Below are 21,299 nucleotides of genomic sequence, written 5' to 3' on the forward strand. Positions count from 1 at the left end.
GAACCCCATGCAGCTTCCCGCCGTCCTGCTGCCCGGCCTCGGGCTGAGCGTCCCCGTCCGCTTGGCCACCTTGGCCGCCGCCACCTACCTGACCGCCGGCGCCACCTACCTCGCGCTCACCGGGATCAGCAGCCCCCTCGGGCGCGTCCACCGCCGGGACATCGGCACCGGACGCCGGGCCGCCGTCCTTGCCGCCGCCGTCTGGATCGTGGCCGTTCTGCTGTGGCCCGTCCCCCTCGCGTGCCGGACCGCCCGCGCCATCACCGGCCGGCGCCCGCAGCCCGCAGCCCCGGCCCGCAGGGACACGGCGCCCGCGGTGTCGCTCGCTAAGCCGGCCGTCCCGCCGTACTGGTACCGGGCGGAGTACACGGCCGTCCAGGTCGTCCTCGCCGAGGGCCGCACCGTCATCGCCCGCACTTGGGCTGGCGGCCTCGTGGACGACGCGGTGATCGAGTTCGGGCCCGCCCATCCCTGGACCCGCGACGCCTGGGAGCTCCTCGCCCACGTCGTCCGCACCGCCCTCGACCAGATCCCGGAGCAGGCGCCATCGTCGTGGCCCGTGCCCGGTTCTGACCCGTGCCTCTTCCCGGAGCGCCGCACGGTGGTCTTCGACGCCGACCGGGCCGGGGTGTACGTGACCCGCGGCCGCGACCTCGCCCCGGCGGTGGTCCGGTGACCGACTTCCTCACCCGGCTGTCCACGAGCCCGGACGGCCGGCTGGTGTGCACCGGGCTCGACTACATCGAGTTCGACGCCCGGCTTGCCCGCGACGGCTCCTGCCCCACGACCACCAAGGCCGCCTACATGGCCCTCGCCACGTTCGCCGACATCGAGCACCACATGACCCTGACCGCCGAGTCGGTGGCCGGCTGGTCCCAGGAGCTGCGCCACCAGATGCTCCCCTACCGCAAGACCGTCGCCGCCTGCATGGGCCGCTCCCCGAAGACTTTCGACCGGGCGGTGGTGGACCTGGTCGACCGCAGGTTCCTGGTCGTCGAGGGCCAGACCTCGCCCGAGCATCCTGCCGTCGCGGACGCCAGCCTGTACCGGCTGACCGACCGCGAGCGCTGGGCTCGCCAGCTCCTGGAGCGCGCCGCCGACCCGGCACCCACCCCTCTTCTCGGGCCAAACGGGCGGCCGCTGCCCCGCGTCCGCCGGACACCCGGCATCGACTACGTGAAGCTCGACGCCCGCATCGCCCGCACCGAACGTCGCTCGCCGAACTACAAGAGCGTCTACGCGGCCGTCGCCAGCTTCGTGAACATCAACAACCGGGCCATCACCGACCGCCCCCCGACCGTCGCGGAGCTCTGCGCGTGTACCGGCCTCGGACGGACCGCGGTGAACGCCGCACTCGCGCAGATGCGCGGCGACGGCCTGCTCGCGACGCGCGAGAACTACTTCCCCGCCGCGGACGGCGGCGGCCAGGCGGCCAACAGCTACTTCCTCCTCGACGCCCGCCTGTGGCGCCGTCGCGCCGCTGCCCGCGACGACGCCGAACTGGTCACCTTCACCGAGGGGTGTGGTCACCAGCCGAAGGGGGGTGCGGTCACCACGCGAAGGGGGGTGGGGTCACCAGCCGAAGGGGGGTCTGGTCACCACGCGAAGGCCATTAAGAGAAGTAGTGAGAACGGTGGAGACGAGCCCCTTCCGGACGCCCGGAGGGCATCTGCGGGTGGTTTCGCGCGCAAGCCGCGCAGCACACCCGCGGCCTCCAAGCCGAACCGCACCAGCGGCTCCGCCGCGACCGCGAAGAAGCCCCGCATCAAAACGACCCGCACCACCCCCTCCCGCCCCGTCCCGGGAGAGGAAGAAGTCTTCGCCATGGTCGACGCCCTCGGCGCCAGCACCCACCCCGCCGTCCGAGTGCCGCCGCTGCGCCGCGCGGTGCGCGACCTGCTCCGAGCAGGCCGCACTCCGGAGCACGCACTGGCCCGGATCAACGCGGGCTGGTGGCGGGCCGGAGTCCCGGAGCGGATCGCGGCCGGCGAGATCCGACGCCCGGTCGGCTACCTCGCCACCATCCTTAGCGCCCAGGAATGCGAGCGACCCGACTGCGAACGCGGCATCATCCTCGGCACCGGCGACGACTGCCACACCTGCGGCCTGCAGGCCGCCGAGCGGCAGGCCGAGCACGCCCGACAGCACCTGGAGCAGGCCACCGCCGCACCCGACCAGCAGCCGCCGGCACCGAAGCGGCCCACCGGCACGACCCCGCGCCGCACGGCCGCCAAGACCGCGGTCACCTGGCGGTGCGAGGCCCCCGGACCGAACGGCCTCGGAGGCGACCCGTGCGGCCGCCCGGGAACCGGCACCCCACCCGCGCTGCGCATGTGCCCAGACTGCCTCGACCAGCTACGCCAGGCTCTGACGGCGTGAGCACACAAGTGAGTACACATCTCGGTGCACCTCCATACGCAGCCCTGGCCTTGCTCGTTGCGGCAGACTGGAGATCTTTCGGGGAGGGGATCATGAGGAACCGTCGTACCTCAGGAGTGCTCTGCGCACTGGCAGTAGGACTGGCAGGGCTCACAGCCGGGTGTTCAACCAGCCATGAGGGCACCAATGCGGTCGGCGCTCCGCCTTCTGCGTCGGCCCCAGCCGCATCGTCATCCGCGGCTGCAACGGGCAAGCCGTGCCCCAACAGCTCTGATCTTCCCGAGAAGGCCAGGCTGAACTCGGTGGGCAGCGAGGGCGGAGCGCTGTGGGTGAATCTGACCCTAGTGACCTGCAGCGACAACGGACTGACCGAGCAGCACCTCGTATTTACCCCGGCATCGGCATCGAAGCGATACGTACTCGCCGACGCCGCCGCGGTCCAGGTGATCGAGCTTGGCCAGGGCGACGCACTGAAGAAGACGACCATTGCGGCCAAGCAGCTGACCAGCTACCGGCTCATCGACTCGGAGTATTTCGACATCCGGCGAGATGCGAGCGACACAGTGACAGCAATGACGGAGATCCACAGCCGTCCGAGCTGGTCGGCTGGCTGAGCGAGCACCGCAACCGAGCTGCCGACGGCACCAATGCTCTGCCGATCCGTTCCTGCAGCAACAGTGAAGGGCCCCACCTGGTAGCGGTCGGGCCCTTCAGCGTGCGGATGCCGAGATCAGCCGGCCTACTACGGGCCGATCCTGAGGGTGAAGACGCGTCCAAGGATCTCGGCCCAGGCGGCCTCGTTCGAAGCGGGCGGTGCCGTGCGCCAGGACCGGCCGCAGTTGGTGATGGCGTCGGCAACGGCTTGGGCCTGCACCGCGAGGTCGTCGCGCAGATCGGCCTCCTCGTCGGCCGCGGTGATGAGGACGCGGCCGTGCAGGAAGTAGCTGGAGCCGATGTCCAGGCCCCGCCAGACGCTGGCGAGCGCGGTGGCGGTCAGGTTCGGCGGGAGGCTTCGAGCACCGTTGCCGTGGACCCACATCACCGCTTGCGGGTGGTAGACGGCCCGGTCCGCGCTGTTGCTGAGCCGGGTGGTGATGGCGCGGGTGCGGAGGGCGGGGTCGTCGGGGAGGTCGATGGCTTCCATCTGCCCGTTGGGCTCGATCTGCAGGGCGGTGGGCACGGGATGGTCCTTCCTGGGGGAGGCGGGCGGTTGAGGATCTGCACGACCTGATGGATCAGAGGTCGGCCCAGCTGCAGGCGGGCCGATCGGGCTGGGCGAGGGACTTCCACACGGGGGCGGACGGTCCGTGGCTTTCGATGTCGTCGAGGGTGGCGGCGCCGGCCGGGACGCGGCGGAGCAGGTTGACGACGCGGCTGCCTTCGCCGGCGGCGAGCTGGAGGTCGGCGATGCGGTTGCTCATGGTGAGGGCGGAGGCGTCGGCGAGGATGAACAGCAGGCGGGGGAAGACGGGGTAGAAGTCCTGCCAGACCGGCAGGGCGCCCTGGGCCTCGGCCGTTCCGCGGAGCCGGTGCGGGATCGGGGTGTGCTCGTGGAAGCGGGCGTATGCGGTGAGCTTGGAGGTGAGCTGCTCGCTGGTGGTCGTGCAGCGGTCGAGCTCGACGAAGGCGCGCAGGTGGACCCGTCCGGCCGGGGTGTGCAGGGTGTAGTGCATCAGGGCGTCGGCCCGCAGGGCGTCCCGTCGGCGTTCGGAGAGCTGGTGGTGGACTTCGGGGGCCCAGTCCAGTGGTCCGTACTCGTCGCCGCGTCGGCGTGCGTCGGCGAGGAAGGCGAGGTGGGAGCGCAGGACCGCCTGGGTGTGGGGGAGGAGGATCCTGGCCTGGACGTCGCCGAGGTTCTGCGGTGGGCTGTCCCGTCCGTTCATCTCGGGCATCCTGGCCGCGACCGAGCGGCCGGCGTCGGTGAGGAACCAGAGTCGGGCCCGGCGCTCGAGGTTCGTGTGGGCGACCAGGCCCTGCTGCTGTAGGCCTCGCAGCTTGCGGAGGGTGAAGCTGATGCCCGCCTGGGGGGCGGCGAGCAGGCGCAGCTGCTCGGAGGTGGCGCAGCGGTGCTGGAACAGGGAGGACAGGGCGAGGTAGTCGAACTGTCCGACGGGGGCGGGGCGGGTGGCTGTCGGCACGGGGACCTTCCGAGGGCGCGAGGTGGGTGGTCGCCGTACTGAACCCCGCGCTCCTTGATGGATCCCTTGATGCCGGAGCTGGTCCCGAACAACGGCTTGGTAACGGTGTCCGTCAAGGTTCCCCGGCTGAGTGGGCGGATTCCTTGATGCTCCGTCAAGGTGGTGGCGGGTGAGCGTCAAGGTATCCCCCTCTCGCGGCTGTGACCTGCGGATATTCGTGCATCAAGGAGTGGCCCGGGCTGGCGGCTGCTAGTTCGCGCTGCCGCCGAGGGCCTCCTCCGCCTTCTTGCGGTACTTGCGGGCGGTGGGAGCGGAGACGCCGAGGGTCTTGGCGAGCTCGGCGGTGCTGATCTGGGGGTTGTCCGTGATGAGCCGGGTGACCTGCTCGAGCCGCTCGTCCGCAGCGGGCTCGGCCGGCGTTGCGATCGCGGTGTCCTCCGGGGCTGCCGGGGCCGCCGGCATCTGGGGCGGGGTGGTGAGCTTGCTGGCGTCGTTGAGGTAGCGGTTGCCGGCGGTGATGCCGATTCCCATCTGTCGGGCGAACTCCACGCCGGTGATCTCGGGGTTCTCCGCGAGGGCCTGCCAGGCCGCGGCCAGGCGCAGCGCGCGGACGTCCTCGCTGCGCTGGGTGGCGAAGCGGACGGAGTGGACGCATCGCCACGCCGCGGACTCGGACAGGCCGAGCTTGGCGGTGATGGTCTTCACCAGGGACTCCGGGGAGGCGGTCTCGTTGTCCCTGACCAGCTGGACGGCCTGCTCGCGCAGTTCCTCCGAAAGCCGGAAGTCCTCGCCGGACTCGAGCGCCGGCGCGCCCACCACCTGGCGGGAGACCAGGGTCGGGCCGCCGCGGCGCCGGCGCTCCTGCTCGTTCCAGCGGCGCATGGTGGAGCGGTACCAGTGGTCGATGCCGCCGATGGTGCGGTCGGCGTCCGGCAGGCCGGTGGACTTGGAGCCGTAGTAGTACGCCTCCATGGTGTTCTGGGTCGGCCGGCGGTCCTCGGGGATCGAGAGCCGGGCCTCCTCCAGGTCCAGCAGGTCCAGGCCGTCCAGGGTCGCGCGCAGCTGCTCCTCGTTCATGGACTCGAGGTCGTCTGCCGTGAAGCCGTGCTCGAAGCCGATCTCCTGCTCGGCGTCGAGGAACGCGCGGAGGTGGCCGCGGAGCTCGTCCTCGTTGAAGTCGTCGTAGTCGGGCAGGCTGGGGATCCGCTTCGGCGCGGGGGCCGGCTCGCTGCGCTTGCCGCGCTTGCCGGCCAGGTAGTTGTCGATGACGACCTGGGCCTGCTCGGCGTCGAACAGCTCCTTGCGGGCGTCGGGGCGGCTGACCGGGGTGAGGTCGGCGAGCAGCTTCTTGTTGCGGATGGTGCCGACGCTGAGGCCGGCCTTCTGGGCGATGGCGTCGCGGTCGAGGGCGTTCCTGCCGGCGCGGATCATGGGATGCTCCTTCGGGTGGTGCGGCGGTCGGCCGCTTCTCAGCTACAAGAGAATTAATACACTACTTTGCGCACTGTGGCTAGTTGGTTGGTGCGTCCGGGTCCGGCAAGTCGGCTGCCGGGGCGGACTGCACCGCCCCGGCAGCCGGCCCGGTCGGGGGCGCTACATCGTGAACAGGGCGGCTGACGCCCCGCCATCGCGCCCTGCGGCGGCCGGAAGTTGGGCGAGGGCCTCGACCCACACGGTCTCGAAGCCGCTGCGGGCCTTCGACGGTACGGCGGCCGGCGCCGTGACGAACTGCTGCTCCACCGACGGGTAGCCCTCCCCGCGTTCAAGGGTCACCACCCGGTCGAAGCCGAAGGCGTACTCCTCCACCGCGCTCGCGGTGTGCTGCAGGCTGCGCCCCGGCCGGTCGGCGAAGCGCTGCAGCGCGGCGAAGGCCTGGCGGCGGGGCAGGACCCCGATGCGACGCACCGCCCGCCAGGCCTGTCCCTTGCGCTGGTGGTCCAGGCACCGCTCCTCGCGCTTTGTGCAGGACTGGCGCGGCAGCGCCCGGCAGGCCTTGCACCGGACCGGCGTCTTGGCGGCGGCCAGGCATGCTGCGCAGCGCGGGCCGTGCCAGTCCTTGCACCACTGCGAGCGGCCGCGGGCCAGGACGCGGCGGACCTCGTAGACGCTCCAGGGCTCGGAGTCGAGCCGGGCGGCGAGCAGGTCGAGCGCCTCGGTGTTGCCGGCCTTGTGCAGCTCCTGGCGTAGCGAGGATCCGGCGTAGAGGGTGAACAGCGGGTTGAGGGCTTGGGCGACGTACTCGAGCTTCGCGGCCTGTGCGATCTGGTCGGGGAAGCGCTTGGCCCGGGCCATGTGGTCGGGCAGGGAGCCGGCCGACACCGGGTATGGGCACGCCCAGCAGTAGCTCTTGGGGTACGCGACACCGAGGCGTTCCTGCAGGTAGGCGAGGAGCTTCGGCCGGTCCCAGCCCCAGTTGATCAGCGGGTACCAGGGGCGGCGGCCCACCTTGGCGAAGGCTTGGTCGCCGCGGGCGCGGCCGTGTTCGCCGGCCTCGAAGCCGATGATGTGCCGGTACTCGCCTACCAGGTGCTCTTCGAACCAGTAGTCGAGCGGTTCGCCCTTCGCCCGTACCGAGCACAGGCGCGGGCCGCCGTACATCGGCACGGTGCCGGAGAGCTGGAGGTCCTTCAGCAGGCTCCAGTCCCCGCTCGTGTGGATCACCGTGGGGGTGCGGGTGTCGGAGAGGATCTCGATGCCGTCCCGGGCGATCGACGCGCCGCCGCGGGCGATCTGTACGTACCGCACCCGGCGGGCGCGCAGCAGCGGCAGGACGTGCCGCTCGGCGAGGTCGATGCTGTCGGGCCACTCCATGCCGGTGACGGCGGTGATCACGGTCAGGTCGGACAGGTCCGGGCGCAGCCCGTGCGCCACCGGGTCGTCCAGCAGGCGCAGCAGGATGGCGGTCGAGTCGGCTCCTAGGCCCCAGCACAGCACCGTCTGGTCGCAGGGCTCGGGGGCGGGGAAGGCGGACGCGGGGTCGAGCAGGGCGAGCTGGCGGCTCATCAGGACAGGCTCCAGGTGCGGACCGGCATGGACGGTCGTGGCGATGGGGGTCGGGCTCGGCGGGCAGGCCGGCGGTGGCGCTCCGGGCACCTGGCGGCCGGGTCAGCGCAGGCGGTCCAGGGCGGCGAGGATGAGGTCGACGCCGCCGAACAGGGCGAGCTCGACCGCGGCGGCGTCGCTCCCGCTCCCGGTCTCGTCGGCTCGCACCTCGCAGCGGACCGGGCCGTTCTCCCAGAGCAGGACGCTCGTGCGGCCCGGGTGCGAGGCGGTGGCGCCGGGGAAGGCGGAGGCGAGCCGGCGGGCGGCGCGAGCGCGGATGTCGTCGCCGAGCGGGCGGTGCGTGGTCGCACCGGGGGATGCCAGGGCGAGCCGCAGGACGCGCTCGACGAACGGCAGCCGCATCTGGTTCGTGACCAGTCCGGCGCGCAGGGACGCGGGGTCCACGCCGGTCATCACGACGGTCTCGGCGATCTGGAGGGCCAGGTGGCTCGTTCCCTGGGCGACGATGCGCCCGGGCGGAACGGCGCGCAGGTCCCGGGTCAGGGCCTCGGCGGCCGCCTGCCTCTCGGCCGGGGAGAGGCGCTCGGCGGCCTGGTCGTCGAGGCGGGGGAGGAGCTGGCGCACCGCGTCGTTGGCGAGGAACTCGGGCTGGGCCGCGCGGCCGGACCGGGCGAGGACCTCGGCGCCCCGGCCGCGGCGCGGCATGGTGGCGAGGACGGCCCGGCCGACGCCGGCGGCCACGAGGAGCTCGCGGTGGCCGTCGCTGACGGACGCCGTCGGCACGGCGGGCAGGCCGGCGAGGACGATGTGCTCCTCGGGCCGGGCGGTCCAGGTCCGGCCGGGCCGGGAGGGCAGGTGCGCGGCGACGGCGCGGGCCAGGTGCAGCGAGGACGCGATGGCCGCGGTGGTGAGGGTCATGGCAATGGTCTCCTTCGGGGAAGGTCGGGGTGAGGTTCGATCGGCTGCGGGCGGAGCCACCGCCCGCAGCCCGGGTGCCGCCGAGTCGGCGGCCGGACGGTCAGGTCAGGGAGGCGCTGAGCAGGTCCGGGCCCAGCGCGTGGACGTCGAAGGTCATCAGCTGGCGGGGGAGGGGCTGTTCCTTGGGCACGTAGGTCTGTTGGACCAGGCGGCCCACGACGATGACGCGGCGTCCGACGGGGAGCTGGGCGGCGGCCTTCGCACCCTCGCCCCGCACGTTGCAGATCAGCCGTTGCGGGATCACGGGTCCGGCGCCGCTGGGCTCGCCCTTGCGGTCCGGCGCCAGGTAGAACCGGGTCCCGACCTCGCCGCTGCGGCCGGGCACCGACCCGGTCTCCAGGACCCGGCCGGTGAGGGTCTCCAGCCGCGCGGGGTCGGGATCGAGCTGGACCGTGACGGACGCGCCCGGCTCCGGCTCCGCGGTGGCGCCGATGGCGGCCGCGCGGGCCTTGCGCGCCCCCTCGGTGTTGACCGCGACCCGCGCGGCCTCCTCCAGGCCGCGGGCCTCGGCCATCAGCGCCTGCGCCCGGTCACGCCGGTCCGCGAGCGCGGAGTCCTTCGCAGCCCCGGCACACAGGTGGCTGTGCTCGGCCGCGATCTCCAGGTGGGCCAGCTTGGCCACCGAGGCGGCGCCGACCCGGCGCCGCCTGCGGGCGAAGCCCCACTTGCCCTCCTCGCTCTCCAGGACCACCAGCGACAGCGCCGGCCAGCCGGTGTCGTCGAGCGGCCCGAGCAGCACGTCCACCTGGCAGGTCACCCGGGCGTCGTGCAGACCCCGGTAGGGATACGGCGCGCCCTTCACCCGCTCGGCGAGGAAGGCGTAGGCGGTGCTGTTCGTGGGGTTCTCGCCCCGCTCGCGCACCGCGTTCACGTACGCCGCAACGTGCACGAGCTGCCAGGGCGCGGTGCCGAAGTCCGGGGCGGGCACCGCCAGGGTCAGCGGCGCGAGGACGCCGGAGGGCTCGGTGATCTGGAGGTTCAGGACCAGCAGGTCGTTGCTGGTGTCCCTCGGCACGTTGGCCGGGTGGACGGCCTGCGCCTTCGGCGCCCGGGTGGGGGCCGCAACGGTCTCAGCGGGCATCGCATGCTCCTGCGGGAGTGGGTTCGACTGCCGTCCGGAGCCACCGGGCGACTAAGAAAAGAATACATGGAATAGCGCACGATGGCAAGAGGGGGAAGGCCCGAGCCCCCGGGTGCCGGGCCGGCGGTCACCGGCCCGGCACCCGGCCTCAGCGGGACTCCACCACCGGCAGCAGCCGGCGCGGCGGCTGGGCCGCGAGCTCAACGGCCTTGCGGGGCGGGGCCTGCAGAGCCAGCCGAACCTCCGCCTGCAGCCGCCGGAACTCCACCGTGCCGTCCTCGATCACCACCCCCGGCTCGGGCGCGCCGGGCCGCTTCGCCAGCTCGATCAGATCGCTCATCCGCAGGTCCGGCCGGAACGAGTCGCCACGGACCCGCTCCACCAACGCGAACAGCTCCGCCAGCCGCGGCCGGCGCAGCACGCCCAGCATCAGATCGCGCCGGCCGGCCAGAAAGCAGAACTCGCACGAGCACCGCGTGGTGCCGCGGCGGTCCCGCGCCCCCGGAACCGAGTCGTACGTCCAGTGCCACTCCTCGCCCCTGTCCAGGTGCCAGCCCCAGACCGCCTCGGTCGTCCACTCCTTGGCCGGCAGCCACTCGTCGGTGTGCCGCACGCTGTTGGCCAGCACGTTCCGATACGCCGGCCGCGCCGCCCGGTCCCGCGATTCATCCCCCCGGGTCCCGAGCACCTTCAGCCGCCGCACCGGCCGCCCCAGCACGGCGCGCAGCCCCGTGATGACCGGCGTGAACGCGGCCTCCTCCTGCTGCTCCTTGAACGACTTCGTGCAGTACCTGGTCCCAAGCCGCATGAACCGCCCGTACGCCGCCGTGTAGGCCAGCAGGCTCTGCGGCCGCTCCACCCCGTCCGGGCCCTTGGTCGTCTTCGACCGCTCGAGGTGCTGGCCGGCCGCCACCCCGAAGGCGGTGCTCTGCTGCGCCGCGAGCTGGGAGACGCTCGGGAAGGCGCGGCCGTCGAAGTGCACGGAGGGCCACTCCAGCAGGCCGAGGGTGGCGTGGAAGGTCCACACCCGGTCGGCCACGCCCTGCCGGCGGGCCTCCTCCATGACCAGGTGCAGGGCGATCAGCCCGTCCTTACCCCCGGAGAGGTTCACCGTGATGATGTCGTACTGCGTCAGGTCGGGCGCGGGGCCCGAGGTGGTGGTGTGTCCAGCGCTGGGCATGGCTGTCCCTTCGAGGGCGGGCCGTGGGCCCGCGGGTGGATGTGGGGGTGCGGCCGGCGCGCCGATGCGGCCTGCCGCGCTCGCCCGGCGGCCAGCAGACGGGTGGCCGGGGCGTTCCGCCGGGTGGGCGGTGCCAGGGCGGCACCGCCCACGGGGGCGCGGTTACAGGTGCTGGAGTGCTTCGCAGGCCGCGAGGACCGCCTCGTCGACGAACCGGGTGAGCACCGGCAGGTCCTCGGCGAAGCCGTCCTTGCCGCGCCGGATGTCGCCCTGGCGCAGGTCCAGGACGAGATTCCCCTCGCCGTCCTCCGGGTCGCCCGGGTAATGCCACACGTGGACGCCGTGGTACTTGCGCAGCTGGTAGTCGAGCGCGCCGTCCTCGTCGCTGATCCACAGCTGGGAGCCGTCGGGCAGGGTCACATCGACGGCTTCACGCTCGGCCGCGTCCCCGCTGGGGATGCCGCGCTCCAGCAGGGCCGCGCGGATCCGGGCACCGACCGTGCTCTCGCGCCTGTGCCGGTGAACGGCGGCAAGCGCCCCGACGGCTGCGACGCACGCCGCCGTGTCGGCCGACGGGCTCAGCTCCGTGTCGCCCTCGTAGATCACCACCTCGTGGCCCTCGTCCAGACGGGTCGGGAACAGGACGTGGGTGGCCCGCCAGCCCGTGTGCAGGGCGGAGCGGTTGCCCTCGGCGAGGGCCCGGGTGGTGACGCGGATCAGGCCGTACCCGGTCCCGACCTCGACGTATGGGACGCCGTCCACGGTGACCGGCCGGGGGTGCAGGCCAGCGCTCGTGAGGCCGTCGGTGAGCAGCTGCCCGGCGCTGTAGTGCCCGCCCAGCTCCCAGAAGTCGCTGGGCCAGCTCGCCTTGCCGAAGTCGTAGGAGGGCGAGGCGACCTCGGCGTCGAGCGCCGTGATGAGCCGCCGGACACTCTGGGCGCTGCGCCCGGGAGTGATGGACCAGGTGCCGTCGAGCAGCACGGTGTGGTCGTGGGCCTCCAGCTGCCACAGCAGCAGGTCGGTGTCCCAGGCGAGAAGCAGGCGCAGCGCTTCGCGGCCGACCGTGAGCAGTACCTGGGCGGAGTGGCAGGGGCCGCCCATGGCGACGGACTCGGCCGGGACGCCGTGCTCGGTGAGATGGTCGGCGAGCCACCGGGCCCGCTCCTCGTCGGTGCGCAGTGCCTTGATGGGGTGGGGCATGAGTTTCCCTCGCTGGATGCGGGGCCGGGCGGTCGTGTTTGCCCGGCCGGTTGCGGTGACGGGCGGTCAGCTGTGCCGGTCGGACGGCGACCCGGGCGGGTTGCTGTCCGGCGAGCTGGTCCGCTGCGAGGGCAGGGTGATCCGGCGGATGACGGGCTCGTTGTCGTCGTTCCCGGTGTTGTGGGGCTGGTTGTTCACGGATGAGGCTCCTGACGTGCGGTTCGAGTGTCGGGAAGCCATCCCGACAAGAGAAAGAATACATGAAACTGTGCACAGGCTCAAGGGGTGAGGCCTGCTCCGCACCGATCACCCAGGGCACATCCCTCGTTCGCCCGCCCGCCGGCCGATCCTGACGGGCTATACTGGCCATCCTTCGGTTTCCTCCCCGCGGTTCGCCGCGGCGGGACGTGAAGGTTCGATTGGAGCGGCGCCGGGTTAGCCCCCTCCCGTACTTGTACGGGATCCGAAAGGACGGCGCCGCTCTGCGTTTCCTCCAGCCGCCCTGCCCGTGCTTCCGAGCCGGCGCAGTCCTGCAGGCGAGACCCCCGCCCGCCCACCCCGGCAGTCGGCGAGCGGCCCACCCCCAGCTCGGAACGCGTGAGGCCGGGACGGCCATCGCCGTCCCGGCCTCACTGCTCGCAGGGGTTACGCGGCCGAGGACTCGGCCGCCTGGTCGCCCACGTCCTCGGGCTGCACCACCGCGTCCCCGCTCTCGACCTGCGCCTCCTCGGCGCTCACCGCCTCGGGCCGGGCGTCCGGCTCGGCGGCAACGGGCCCCTCGTCGCCGCCCGGCTCGGCGTCCTCGGCCTCGGTGTCGACCTGCGCCTCTCGCGCGGCCTTCCGCTCGGCCTCGCGGGCCTCCCACTCGGCCTTCCGCTCGGCCTCCTGCCGCTCCTTCTCCTCGACGGCCGCCAGCATCTCCTTCTCGATCGCGGAGAGGGTGTAGCCCTCGGCCACCAGGAAGCGCAGCCAGTCGGCGGTGTCCTGGCCCGGGCGGGACCAGTGCTTCTTGCCGCCCATCTGCTTCTCGTAGGCCACGGCAACCTGGGCGAACGGGATGTTCAACTCGCGGCGGGCCTTGCGGAACCGCGCCACCACCTTCGCGAACACGTTGCGCGAGGACGCGGACTCCTTCGGCGCGGCCTCGCTCAGCAGGAACGCGAGGTCGTCGCGCGCATCGGCACCGACGGCGTGGTGGTACCACCAGGGCATGTCGGTCATGACCCGCAGGGTGAGCGTGACGGCGGCGTCCGACAGCTTGGCCGCGACCAGCGCCTTGACGAACTCCTTGCGGACCTGGCGGGCGGCCTCCTCGGCCTTGTTCTTCTTGCCGACCTCGGCCGGGCTCGGCCCCTGCTTGGCCGCCTTCCCCTCGGCAGCCGGCCCGTTGCCCGGGATGCGGTGCCCGTGCTCGCGCCAGTCGGCGCAGGCCCAGATCACCTTCACCTCGCTGCGGCTGTCGTCCAGGATGAACGCGCGCCCGGGGCACTGGGCGTTGTGCTGCTCCTGGTCGAGGTGCTCGCCCTGGTCGTCCCGCAGCTCGGCGACCTTGCGGTGCTTGTCGCCGGGCTGGAGGTAGTACCAGTAATTCGGGACCTCGGTGTAGCCCTCGCCGGTCAGCCGCGCGCGCAGAACCGCCGCCTCGGCGATGGTCTGCTTCTCCGCCTGAAGGCTGGCGAGCGTGTGCTTCCAGTTGCCGTGGTCCTTGGTGCGCCCGCGGCGGTCCTCCTCGCGGGCCTCGGCGAGCGCATCCGCTGCGCCCGGCACGTCCTCCACCTCGGCGAGGTCGGCGAGCTGCTGGAAGTCGAAGTCGTAGGAGACGGCCTCGTCCCGGACCTCCTTGCCCATGGCGGCGACCTTCGGGGCGGCGGCCAGGTCGGCGTCGGTGAGTCCGGCGGCGCGGGCGATCCGGCGCTTCTTGGTCTTCGACAGCGGCAGGAGGGCGATCTGCTGAGTGGCCTTCACCACGTCGGCCGTGGTCATCTGCTGGCGGAGCTGGTTCTCCGCGAGGGACAGGGCGAGGGCCTCGGCGATGGTGTCGTTGTCGGCATCCGCCAGGTCGTCACGGACCATGACCGGGACAGCGCGGACGTCCCGCTTGCGTCCCGCCTCGACCAGCTCGGCCGTGACGGCCTGGGCGGAGAGCATTCGGAGCTGTCCGGCGAGGACGCCGATCTTGCCGTCCGGCAGGGGGCGCCCGATCAAGGCGTCCTCGACTCCCTTCTCTCGCACCGAGGCGATCAGCCCCGGGCTAGGGACCACTTCCTCCTCGCGGACGTTGTACTCGTCCACCACCAGCATGTCCGGATGGACGTACTCCAGGCGGCCGATGTTGGGCAGCAGCAGCCCGTCCGTGGTGCGCTGGACGGCGGCCTTCGTCGTGGTGACGGCCATGGCGATCCCCTCTCCAGGGTGAGACGTGCGGTTCGACTGCCGGGGCAAGCCATCCCCGACAAGAAGAATAATACAAGAAATGGCGCACGATTGCAAGTGGTGTGGCGCCTTCCAGGCCTGCGGACTAGCCGGGCAGCGACCGTACCTCCTGGCCGGCGGTGCCGGACTGCGGGCGGTGGTCGGCGACCATCTCCCAGCGCCGCGCACCAGGCCGGCGACGCAGCAGGGGCCGCCGGCGCCTGGCCGCATCGCGCTGCGCCGTGAGCGCGTCGTCGGCGTAGAGGGTCAGGCCGGCATCCTGCACCGCCCATGCGCAGCGGCCCGAGCGGGCGGACGGCTCGTAGAAGACGGTGGTGCCCTGCACGGTGATGCGCAGCGGGACGGTGGCGCGCGTGCGCGGGCCCTCTACCAGCGCCGGATGCGCCGTGTCGAGGTCGATGCTGACACACAGATGCCCGTCGGCGTCGACGTAGGTGAACACCAGGGCGCCGGCCACGGACAGCGCGGGCAAGGTGCCGGGCCTGTCGCGTCGGTAGGGCAGGAAGCGGGCGGTGCGCAGAAACTTCGTGAGCAGCGCGGGCGAGAGCATGACTCCTCCTTCTCGGGGTGCCGACGCCGGCCGGATGCCGGGGTCGCGCGCGGCGGGCCGCCGGCGTCCCGGCGGTGAACCGGCCGGTTGGCGACCGGCCCGGGCAGCGGGGTGCCCGCCGCCCGACCGCAGCCGGTTACGGTGCGGGCTGGTCGGCCCACTCCCACGTCCCCGGCCCGGTGACCCGGAGCCGGTCGTACGTCTCGGGGCCGCACGGCTCGGCGGGCACCAGGGCGTAGATCTGCCACTCCTCCTCCACGACGGAGGACTTCACCTCCTCGCAGTCCTGGAGCGCGTACACCACGAGCCGCGCCGCCTCCTCGTCGGGCGCCTCGATCACGAACCGGTGCAGCGCCGCGTCACCGTCCCAGTCGATGCCGTCGAACACGACGGCGGTGAACACCGGCATCACGTCACCTCCAGGGCGTCGGTCAGCTGCTGCGCGGCGTGCTGGTGACTGGCGGCGAGAGCGGCCAGCCGCCGGGAGCGCTCATCGTCGGGCTCGGACAGGGCCCGTACGTATGCAGCCTCGGCTTCCCGCCAGCGTGCGGCCGCCAGCTCGCACCGGCGGAACTGGTCCCGGTGCGCCTCCTGCGCGCTCTGCACACTTCCCCACCCGGCTTCCGGCTCTCCGGTCTGCGCAATCGTCAGGGCCAGCCGGTAGGCCGCGTCCTGCGCGGCGCTGGCCCGGGACTGCCAGGACCTCGACTGCTCCGCGGCCATGGTCAACTCGGCCGCCCAGTCCCCTCGCATGGTCTCTCCTCCTGGTGTCGAGGGGCCGCCGCGCGCCGCGGCGGCCCCGTTCGTGCGGGCTGATCAGCTGGCGGTGACGGTCAGGCAGGTCAGGGGGATCCCGGCGGGCAGGCTGTAGGTCTTGACGCCGTCCGGGACGGGGAAGCGCCGCGAGTACTGGGCGCGCAGCTCCTCGGTGGAGTGCTCGTCCAGCTTGAGGTAGGCGACCTTGCCCTGGATGGACTCGACGGTCCCGGAGAGGCCGTTCATGTACTTCGGGGAGAGGTTGCGGGTGGTGGCGGCCGCTCCGACCACCACGGCGGCGGCGCGGATTTCCGCGAGCGCCTTGCGCCGGTCGCGCATGGCGGTGTCGAGCCGCTGGAGGTCGGTGTCGGTGGCTTCGGTCAGGATGAACGTCGTCACGGCGGTGATCGCGGTCACGGGTGTGCCCCTTTCGGTGTGTGCAGGTTCGATCGGCCGGGGGAGGGCCACTCGCCCCGACAGAGAAAACAATACCAGAAAAGCCGCACGATTTAAAGCGTGGGGGAGGCTCCGCCACCCCTCAACGTGTCGGCGACGGCCGCCAGCGCGGACAGGATCCCGCTGAACCGGTGCGGAGTGTTCTCCGGCCAGGGGCCCTCGCCCCGGAGGGCGGCCAGGACGCACGCGTTCCACTCGTGGTACAGCTCCATGAGGGCATCGCAGGCAGGCTCCAGCATCCGGCGATCCGCGAAGTCCAGCCCCGTGGACTCCAGCCAGCCGGCCACGATGCGGGCGCGGGCCTTCGTAGCGCACCCCGCAGCCAGCACGACCGGGATCCTTCCGGGGAGGTGCACACTCCACGGCGCGGGCGCGTACCGAGCCCTCGCGCGGCGCAGCACCAGAACGGATGGGTCGCCCGCCGGGCCGCTCGGAGGCGGCACGGTCGTGCACGGGTGCCGGGCGATAGCGGCCTGCACATCGGAAAGGCTCGCGTAGTGCCCCGCTGCGCCGTGCGCGGTCCGGTCGGCGGCCTCGGCGAGCACTGCGGCCGCCTCGCAGCGGCCGGGCTCGACCAGTAGTGCCCGCGTGGGCCGGGTCAGGGCGCGGACCTGGAGGGACCGGCCTCCCGGCAGGGCGAATTCCGTCGGCCGTCCGTCGGGGTCTGCCGCGGCCACCGTGGCCGGCTGGTAGCCGAACACCTCGACGGCCCGGTCAGCGGCGAGCGGGAGGAGCGATTCCAGGATGGCCAGTTGGCTGCGGACGGCCCGCGGGTTTCCCGATCCGCCTTCGTCGGCGCCGGCCGGCCAGCTGGGATTGGTGTGCATCGTGATCTCACTTTCTGAGGGTCGGCCAGGGCGTCAGTCCGGGGCGGGATCGCCGTCGGACCGGGGCGCTCGGGCGGCCCGCGGTCGCGGGTGAGCGCCTGCAGGGACCTTCTCGGGTGTCGGCGGTGATGGTGGCAGGGGCGGTCGTTCTGATCGGTCGGGTCAGGCGCCGGGTCGGCGGCCCGCCGCTGGGCGGGCCGCCGTGCCGATTGCCTACAGGGAGGCGATCCACGCCTCGCCGTCGGGGAGCAGGACCTCGCTGTGCCGCGGTGCGGTCCACCGGGCGGTGGCGGCCTTGTGCTCGGCGAGGCGCCACAGCGCGGTGGCGATTCCCCGGCGGCGGAACTTTGCCGCGACGCCGATCCACCACACCTCGCCGCCCTCCTGGTCCCACAGCAGGCGACCGATGATCGTGCCGTCCGGCGTGCAGGCGTACACCCCGTGGCACCCCGCGGGGCCGAAGTTCTTCGCGAGGCTCCCGGCGGCGAACTGCTGGCTCCCGTAAAGCCAGGACTCGGACTCGGGGGACTGCGCAGCCGCATCCGTGCGCACAGCGAGCATCAGGGTCATCGGAGTTCCTCTCGGATCGGAAAGGTTCGATCGCCTGCCGGGAGCCACCCGGCCTGGCATAAGAAAGAATACCAGGAAAAGCGCACGATTGGAAGGGTGGAGATCCGCCCTGCGCGGCGATCAGCCCCCCAGAGGATCGGAGAACCGCGGCCGGCCCGGCCTCCCGCTCCGTCGCTCCGCCTCGCTTCGCAGCTTCCCCTGGGCCCGCTGCGCCGCATACAGCGCGGCCCGGGCGGCCTCGGCGAGTTCGCGCACGCGCGCGGCGCTGTAGGCCACGCTCTCCGCCGAACGGGCCACCTCGCCGACCTTGAGGGTGCGGGCGGCCTCGCAGCCGCGGTCGTAGGTGTCGCACGCGGCGAGGAATTCGGCCTTCACGGCCCTGGCCGCCTGGATGGCCGCTTCGGCATGCGACACGGCCTTCGCCAGGATGCGCTGCGCCTCGTCCTGCCCCAGCGGGCCGGCGGCCCGGGCCAGGTCGGTTCGGGCGCGCCGGATGGTGAGGGCGGCCTCCTCCTCGATGCCGCGGGTGGCCTCGTAGTGCTTTTGTGCGCCCCTCAGGGCCTCGTAGGCCCGGGCGCCGGGCCGCTTCACGAGCGGGCGCGGTGCCTGGTCGGCCGTGATGGTCCGGGCGGCCCGCACGGCATCCGCCCGGCCGGTGACGTAGAAGTAGATGCCCCGCGCGATCAGGCGGATCTCCCGGCCGAACAGGTCGAGGCCGGTCTCGTCGCTGAACCTCTCCAGCTCGAAGGCGGTGAAGTTGCTGACCGTGGGGCCGCCGCGTCGGCGCCAGCAGTTGATGACCTGGACGGCGCGCTGCGCGTTGGCCATGGTGATCGGGTGGTCCCGGCCGTTGAGGCGGTATCCCACGATGTTGCCGTTCGGGGTCTTCAGGACGCCCACGGGAACTCTCCTTGGTGTGTGCGTGTGGTGATCGGATGCGGCCGGCTGCCGTGTCGCCGCTCGGGCGGGATCAGTCGGTGACGGCGGGGGCGACGTCGGTGGTGATGGTGTCGGCGTCCACGTCGATGCCGAGGTCGGCGAACCACTGGGTGAGGGCGTCGACGACGTCGCCGCCGTTCCAGCCGCCGCTGTCGTCCTCGATGTGCTCCTTGATGCCGTTGAACAGGTCGACGATCTCGGCGCCCTCGGGGGTCGACGGGTCGAACTTCAGGTTGTGCACGGGGTTTCCCTTCTCGGGGCGGCGCGGGTGCGGCCGCGGCGGGTGGGCCGGGTGGGGGTGCCTGGCCGGCGCCCCCGCCGGCGGTCAGAACAGGCAGAGCTCGGCGTCGCCGCCGGTGGCCGCTGCGGTGGCCGCGGCGGGGCGGGGCGGGGAGGGCTGCGAGGGTGCGGCCGACAGCTCGGTGAAGTCGCACACGACGATCTCGGTCGCCGGGGACGCCCAGCGCCATTCGTCCTGGTAGATCGCCGTGTCGATACCGCAGTTCGGGCCCATGCGGATGCCGGTCGCCTGCTCGAAGCGCAGGCACTCGCTGTCCCGCTCCTCGGTGAAGTGAGGGCGGCCGCTGTAGCGGAAGGGTGCGCTCAGCTGGGGGACGATGAACACGCCCCACTGAGCGATCCGGGAGGCGGCGGCGATGACGTGGTACTCGAACCGGCGGCCCTGGTAGCCGGGCGCGTTGCGGCTGCGCTTGATGCTGCCGAAAGGCGGGTTGCCGATCGCGGTGTCGAACTGTCCGATGTCGCCCGGCAGGTCCAGGACGTCGCCGACGATCCATATCGCCTCGGGCAGCACCTTGCGGCCGACCCGGACGTACTCCGGGTTGCGCTCCACGCACACCAGCTCTCGGGGGCCCTGGCCGTTCCAGCCGCGCAGCAGGTCCCGGCAGCTGAACGCCAGCCGGCCGATGCCGGCGCACAAGTCGACGATCCGATCGCCGCTGACCTCGATGGCGAGGTCCCGGGCGAGCTCGGCCGGGGTGAAGTAGGCGCCGTCGAGCGCGCCGCTCCCCGCGCTTGCGGACTCCTGCCAGTGGTCGAGGACGAACTCCTTCTCCTCCTCGGTCAGGGGCCGCTCCTGGTCGACCAGGGCGGCCGCCTTGCGGTGCAGCTTGGCCTGGTCCTTCGTCAACTTGGGCATGGAGGGTCCTTCCGGTGGAGTGGACGGTTCGACTGCCTGCCGGGAGCCACCCGACCTAACAAAGAAAACAATACAAGAAACAGTGCACTTTTTCAAGGGGTGGGCACGCCTACCGGGCGCCGCGGCGGGGCGCGGGGAAGCCGAACCACCGGCGGAACTCCGCGTCTTCGGCGGCGATCAGAGCGGCGGCCTCCGCCTCGGGAACCTCGAACGCCCGGAACTCGGCCTCCACGGCACGCGCCTCCCGTGCTGCCTCGGCCACTTGGCCGCGGGCCCGGCTGAGGCGCCGCCAGGTGTGCGCGGCCTGCAGGCGGAGCGCCTCGGCGTGCAGCTCCTGCAGCCGCGGCTGCAGCTCGGGACGGTTGAGCAGCACATCGACCAGGGGCAGCAGCCGGGCGGTGGCCTGCTGCTTCGTCCGGTAGCCGGTCGAGTGCGGCGTGACCCAATCGGCCTCGTGACTCCAGCGGCTGGCACCGTCGAGTACGTGCCGGAATACCACCTGTAGGGGCACGCGGTAGAAGACGGCGACGGTGGTCTGCGCGGTGGCCTGGGCGCGTTGGTCCAAAGAGGCGGGGAAGGTGACGGCGGCGGTCGCATTCCGGTAGGGGAGTGGCTCGGTGATCGTGTCCACGGTCTTGTGTTCCTCTCGTATCGGCCGGCCGGGGCTGTGTGCCCCGGCCGGCGGGATCGGGGGTGTCACCTGCGCTGCGCCTCGGCGGCGAGCAGGTGTGGGACGGGGGCGGGGGCCGTGCCGGCGGCAGGCAGTTCCGCGGCCGCGCTGACGACTTCGCCGGGGACGACCTGGCTCGGCGCGGGAAGTTCGGCGCGGGCCTGGCCGACTTCGCGCGGCATGACCCGGCCGGTCAGCACGGGTGGCGCGGCGTTGAGCCGGGCCAGGATCCACGCGGCCAGTTCGGCCGGCACGTCGGTGAGCTTGAGATCCACCCTCTCGCCGCTGTGGCGGACCATGACGGTCCCGCTGGCGTGGGCGAGGGGGCGGCATTCCCGGTCGGTGGCGTAGAACGAACCGCGGGCCGGATCCCAGTCGTAGGGGTGCAGGGCGGGCAGGGCTTCCTGCAGCTGGTCCATGGTGGCCGCGCGGCGCTGGGCGTAGCGCTGTTCCTGCTCGATGTCGGCGAGGGCCTGGCGCATGGTGGGCCGGTAGTCGGGCAGTAGGCGGCGCTGGATCTCGCGGGCGATGGCCGCGGGCGGGCGTGTGTCGGCGACGGTGATTTCGTGGTTGCTGTTGCCCGGCCACCCTGAGGGGGTGCAGCCGGTGATGGTCAGCCGGCTCCGGGCGTGCCCGGTGGTCCGGTGGTGTCCGATCTGGACGCGCCATCCCGCCGGGTGGGACAGCATCACCGACCCGTAGGCGTTCACGGCGGCCTCGTGCCGCCAGCCGGGCCCCTCCTCGCTCGGCTCGGCGTTGAGCGCTGCGGCGACCGCGCGGCCGAGCGCGTCGAACCGCTCGTGCAGGGCCTGCCAGGCGGCGGGAACGTGGTGCTCCACGTGATGCTCCTCGGTGTTGTGATGGGCTGCGCTCTCCGCCGCTTGAGCGCGGCGGAGAGCGCGGTGGTGCGCAACCTGACCGGTCGGCCCGGTGAAAGATGGCATGAGAAAGCGCACGATTTGGGGCGGCGTGCTGCCGAT

24 protein-coding genes are annotated in these 21,299 nt (G+C 72.6%); 3 read left to right on the forward strand and 21 right to left on the reverse strand.

Annotated features, from left to right (window positions below):
* Positions 1 to 7 precede the first annotated feature (7 nt).
* The 3 genes from AB0O09_RS14315 (at position 8) to AB0O09_RS14325 (ending at position 2,993) form a co-directional block, all read left to right on the forward strand.
* Complete coding sequence (locus AB0O09_RS14315; protein ID WP_363541928.1) at positions 8 to 676, forward strand: hypothetical protein; 669 nt, start codon at positions 8 to 10, stop codon at positions 674 to 676.
* Positions 673 to 2,379: a hypothetical protein gene (locus tag AB0O09_RS14320; protein WP_363541929.1), complete on the forward strand. Its 1,707-nt coding sequence runs from the start codon at positions 673 to 675 to the stop codon at positions 2,377 to 2,379. The genes AB0O09_RS14315 and AB0O09_RS14320 overlap by 4 nt, the downstream gene beginning before the upstream one ends.
* A gap of 302 nt (positions 2,380 to 2,681) precedes the next feature.
* Positions 2,682 to 2,993 (forward strand): hypothetical protein, encoded by a 312-nt coding sequence (locus AB0O09_RS14325; RefSeq protein WP_363541930.1) that lies wholly within the window; start codon positions 2,682 to 2,684, stop codon positions 2,991 to 2,993.
* A 128-nt stretch (positions 2,994 to 3,121) separates the two neighbouring features.
* Here AB0O09_RS14325 and AB0O09_RS14330 read toward each other — a convergent pair whose 3' ends face one another.
* The 21 genes from AB0O09_RS14330 to AB0O09_RS14430 form a co-directional block, all read right to left on the reverse strand.
* Positions 3,122 to 3,559, reverse strand: coding sequence for a hypothetical protein (locus AB0O09_RS14330; protein ID WP_363541931.1), 438 nt, complete (start codon positions 3,557 to 3,559; stop codon positions 3,122 to 3,124).
* Positions 3,560 to 3,614: 55 nt separating this feature from the next.
* On the reverse strand, positions 3,615 to 4,517 hold the full coding sequence (locus AB0O09_RS14335) for a replication-relaxation family protein (protein ID WP_363541932.1): 903 nt from the start codon (positions 4,515 to 4,517) through the stop codon (positions 3,615 to 3,617).
* 249 nt (positions 4,518 to 4,766) lie between these two features.
* Positions 4,767 to 5,948 (reverse strand): winged helix-turn-helix domain-containing protein, encoded by a 1,182-nt coding sequence (locus AB0O09_RS14340; protein WP_363541933.1) that lies wholly within the window; start codon positions 5,946 to 5,948, stop codon positions 4,767 to 4,769.
* 162 nt (positions 5,949 to 6,110) lie between these two features.
* Positions 6,111 to 7,520, reverse strand: a complete 1,410-nt coding sequence (locus tag AB0O09_RS14345) for a hypothetical protein (protein ID WP_363541934.1) — start codon at positions 7,518 to 7,520, stop codon at positions 6,111 to 6,113.
* A 102-nt stretch (positions 7,521 to 7,622) separates the two neighbouring features.
* Entirely contained in the window at positions 7,623 to 8,438 is an 816-nt protein-coding gene (locus tag AB0O09_RS14350; protein ID WP_363541936.1) for a hypothetical protein, read from the reverse strand.
* A 100-nt stretch (positions 8,439 to 8,538) separates the two neighbouring features.
* The gene (locus AB0O09_RS14355; protein ID WP_363541937.1) at positions 8,539 to 9,579 is read right to left on the reverse strand and encodes a hypothetical protein; all 1,041 of its coding nucleotides are present in this window, start codon (positions 9,577 to 9,579) and stop codon (positions 8,539 to 8,541) included.
* Between the two features lie 148 nt (positions 9,580 to 9,727).
* On the reverse strand, positions 9,728 to 10,759 hold the full coding sequence (locus AB0O09_RS14360) for a phosphoadenosine phosphosulfate reductase (RefSeq protein WP_363541938.1): 1,032 nt from the start codon (positions 10,757 to 10,759) through the stop codon (positions 9,728 to 9,730).
* A gap of 162 nt (positions 10,760 to 10,921) precedes the next feature.
* The gene (locus AB0O09_RS14365; RefSeq protein ID WP_363541939.1) at positions 10,922 to 11,959 is read right to left on the reverse strand and encodes a hypothetical protein; all 1,038 of its coding nucleotides are present in this window, start codon (positions 11,957 to 11,959) and stop codon (positions 10,922 to 10,924) included.
* A gap of 66 nt (positions 11,960 to 12,025) precedes the next feature.
* Positions 12,026 to 12,157 (reverse strand): hypothetical protein, encoded by a 132-nt coding sequence (locus tag AB0O09_RS14370; RefSeq protein ID WP_363541940.1) that lies wholly within the window; start codon positions 12,155 to 12,157, stop codon positions 12,026 to 12,028.
* A 447-nt stretch (positions 12,158 to 12,604) separates the two neighbouring features.
* Positions 12,605 to 14,353, reverse strand: coding sequence for a ParB N-terminal domain-containing protein (locus AB0O09_RS14375; protein ID WP_363541941.1), 1,749 nt, complete (start codon positions 14,351 to 14,353; stop codon positions 12,605 to 12,607).
* Between the two features lie 124 nt (positions 14,354 to 14,477).
* Entirely contained in the window at positions 14,478 to 14,942 is a 465-nt protein-coding gene (locus tag AB0O09_RS14380; RefSeq protein WP_363541942.1) for a hypothetical protein, read from the reverse strand.
* 136 nt (positions 14,943 to 15,078) lie between these two features.
* A complete protein-coding gene (locus tag AB0O09_RS14385) occupies positions 15,079 to 15,351 on the reverse strand; it encodes a hypothetical protein (RefSeq protein WP_363541943.1) in 273 nt (90 codons plus the stop codon).
* Positions 15,351 to 15,695, reverse strand: coding sequence for a hypothetical protein (locus AB0O09_RS14390; protein WP_363541944.1), 345 nt, complete (start codon positions 15,693 to 15,695; stop codon positions 15,351 to 15,353). Before AB0O09_RS14390 ends, AB0O09_RS14385 begins: the two co-directional genes overlap by 1 nt.
* Positions 15,696 to 15,758: 63 nt before the next feature.
* Positions 15,759 to 16,115, reverse strand: coding sequence for a hypothetical protein (locus AB0O09_RS14395; protein ID WP_363541945.1), 357 nt, complete (start codon positions 16,113 to 16,115; stop codon positions 15,759 to 15,761).
* Between the two features lie 92 nt (positions 16,116 to 16,207).
* A complete protein-coding gene (locus AB0O09_RS14400; protein ID WP_363541946.1) occupies positions 16,208 to 16,981 on the reverse strand; it encodes a hypothetical protein in 774 nt (257 codons plus the stop codon).
* A 213-nt stretch (positions 16,982 to 17,194) separates the two neighbouring features.
* Positions 17,195 to 17,551 carry a GNAT family N-acetyltransferase gene (locus AB0O09_RS14405; RefSeq protein ID WP_363541947.1) on the reverse strand — a complete coding sequence of 119 codons (357 nt, stop codon included), beginning with the start codon at positions 17,549 to 17,551 and terminating at the stop codon, positions 17,195 to 17,197.
* Between the two features lie 120 nt (positions 17,552 to 17,671).
* On the reverse strand, positions 17,672 to 18,451 hold the full coding sequence (locus AB0O09_RS14410) for a hypothetical protein (RefSeq protein WP_363541949.1): 780 nt from the start codon (positions 18,449 to 18,451) through the stop codon (positions 17,672 to 17,674).
* Positions 18,452 to 18,521: 70 nt separating this feature from the next.
* Complete coding sequence (locus AB0O09_RS14415; protein ID WP_363541950.1) at positions 18,522 to 18,731, reverse strand: hypothetical protein; 210 nt, start codon at positions 18,729 to 18,731, stop codon at positions 18,522 to 18,524.
* Between the two features lie 84 nt (positions 18,732 to 18,815).
* Positions 18,816 to 19,649, reverse strand: a complete 834-nt coding sequence (locus tag AB0O09_RS14420; protein WP_363541951.1) for a methyltransferase — start codon at positions 19,647 to 19,649, stop codon at positions 18,816 to 18,818.
* A 109-nt stretch (positions 19,650 to 19,758) separates the two neighbouring features.
* Positions 19,759 to 20,280 carry a hypothetical protein gene (locus AB0O09_RS14425; RefSeq protein WP_363541952.1) on the reverse strand — a complete coding sequence of 174 codons (522 nt, stop codon included), beginning with the start codon at positions 20,278 to 20,280 and terminating at the stop codon, positions 19,759 to 19,761.
* A 65-nt stretch (positions 20,281 to 20,345) separates the two neighbouring features.
* Positions 20,346 to 21,158, reverse strand: a complete 813-nt coding sequence (locus AB0O09_RS14430) for a hypothetical protein (RefSeq protein ID WP_363541953.1) — start codon at positions 21,156 to 21,158, stop codon at positions 20,346 to 20,348.
* Between the last annotated feature and the right edge of the window lie 141 nt (positions 21,159 to 21,299).

This window comes from Kitasatospora sp. NPDC093679 (assembly GCF_040683455.1).
Taxonomy (GTDB): Bacteria; Actinomycetota; Actinomycetes; order Streptomycetales; family Streptomycetaceae; genus Kitasatospora; species Kitasatospora arboriphila.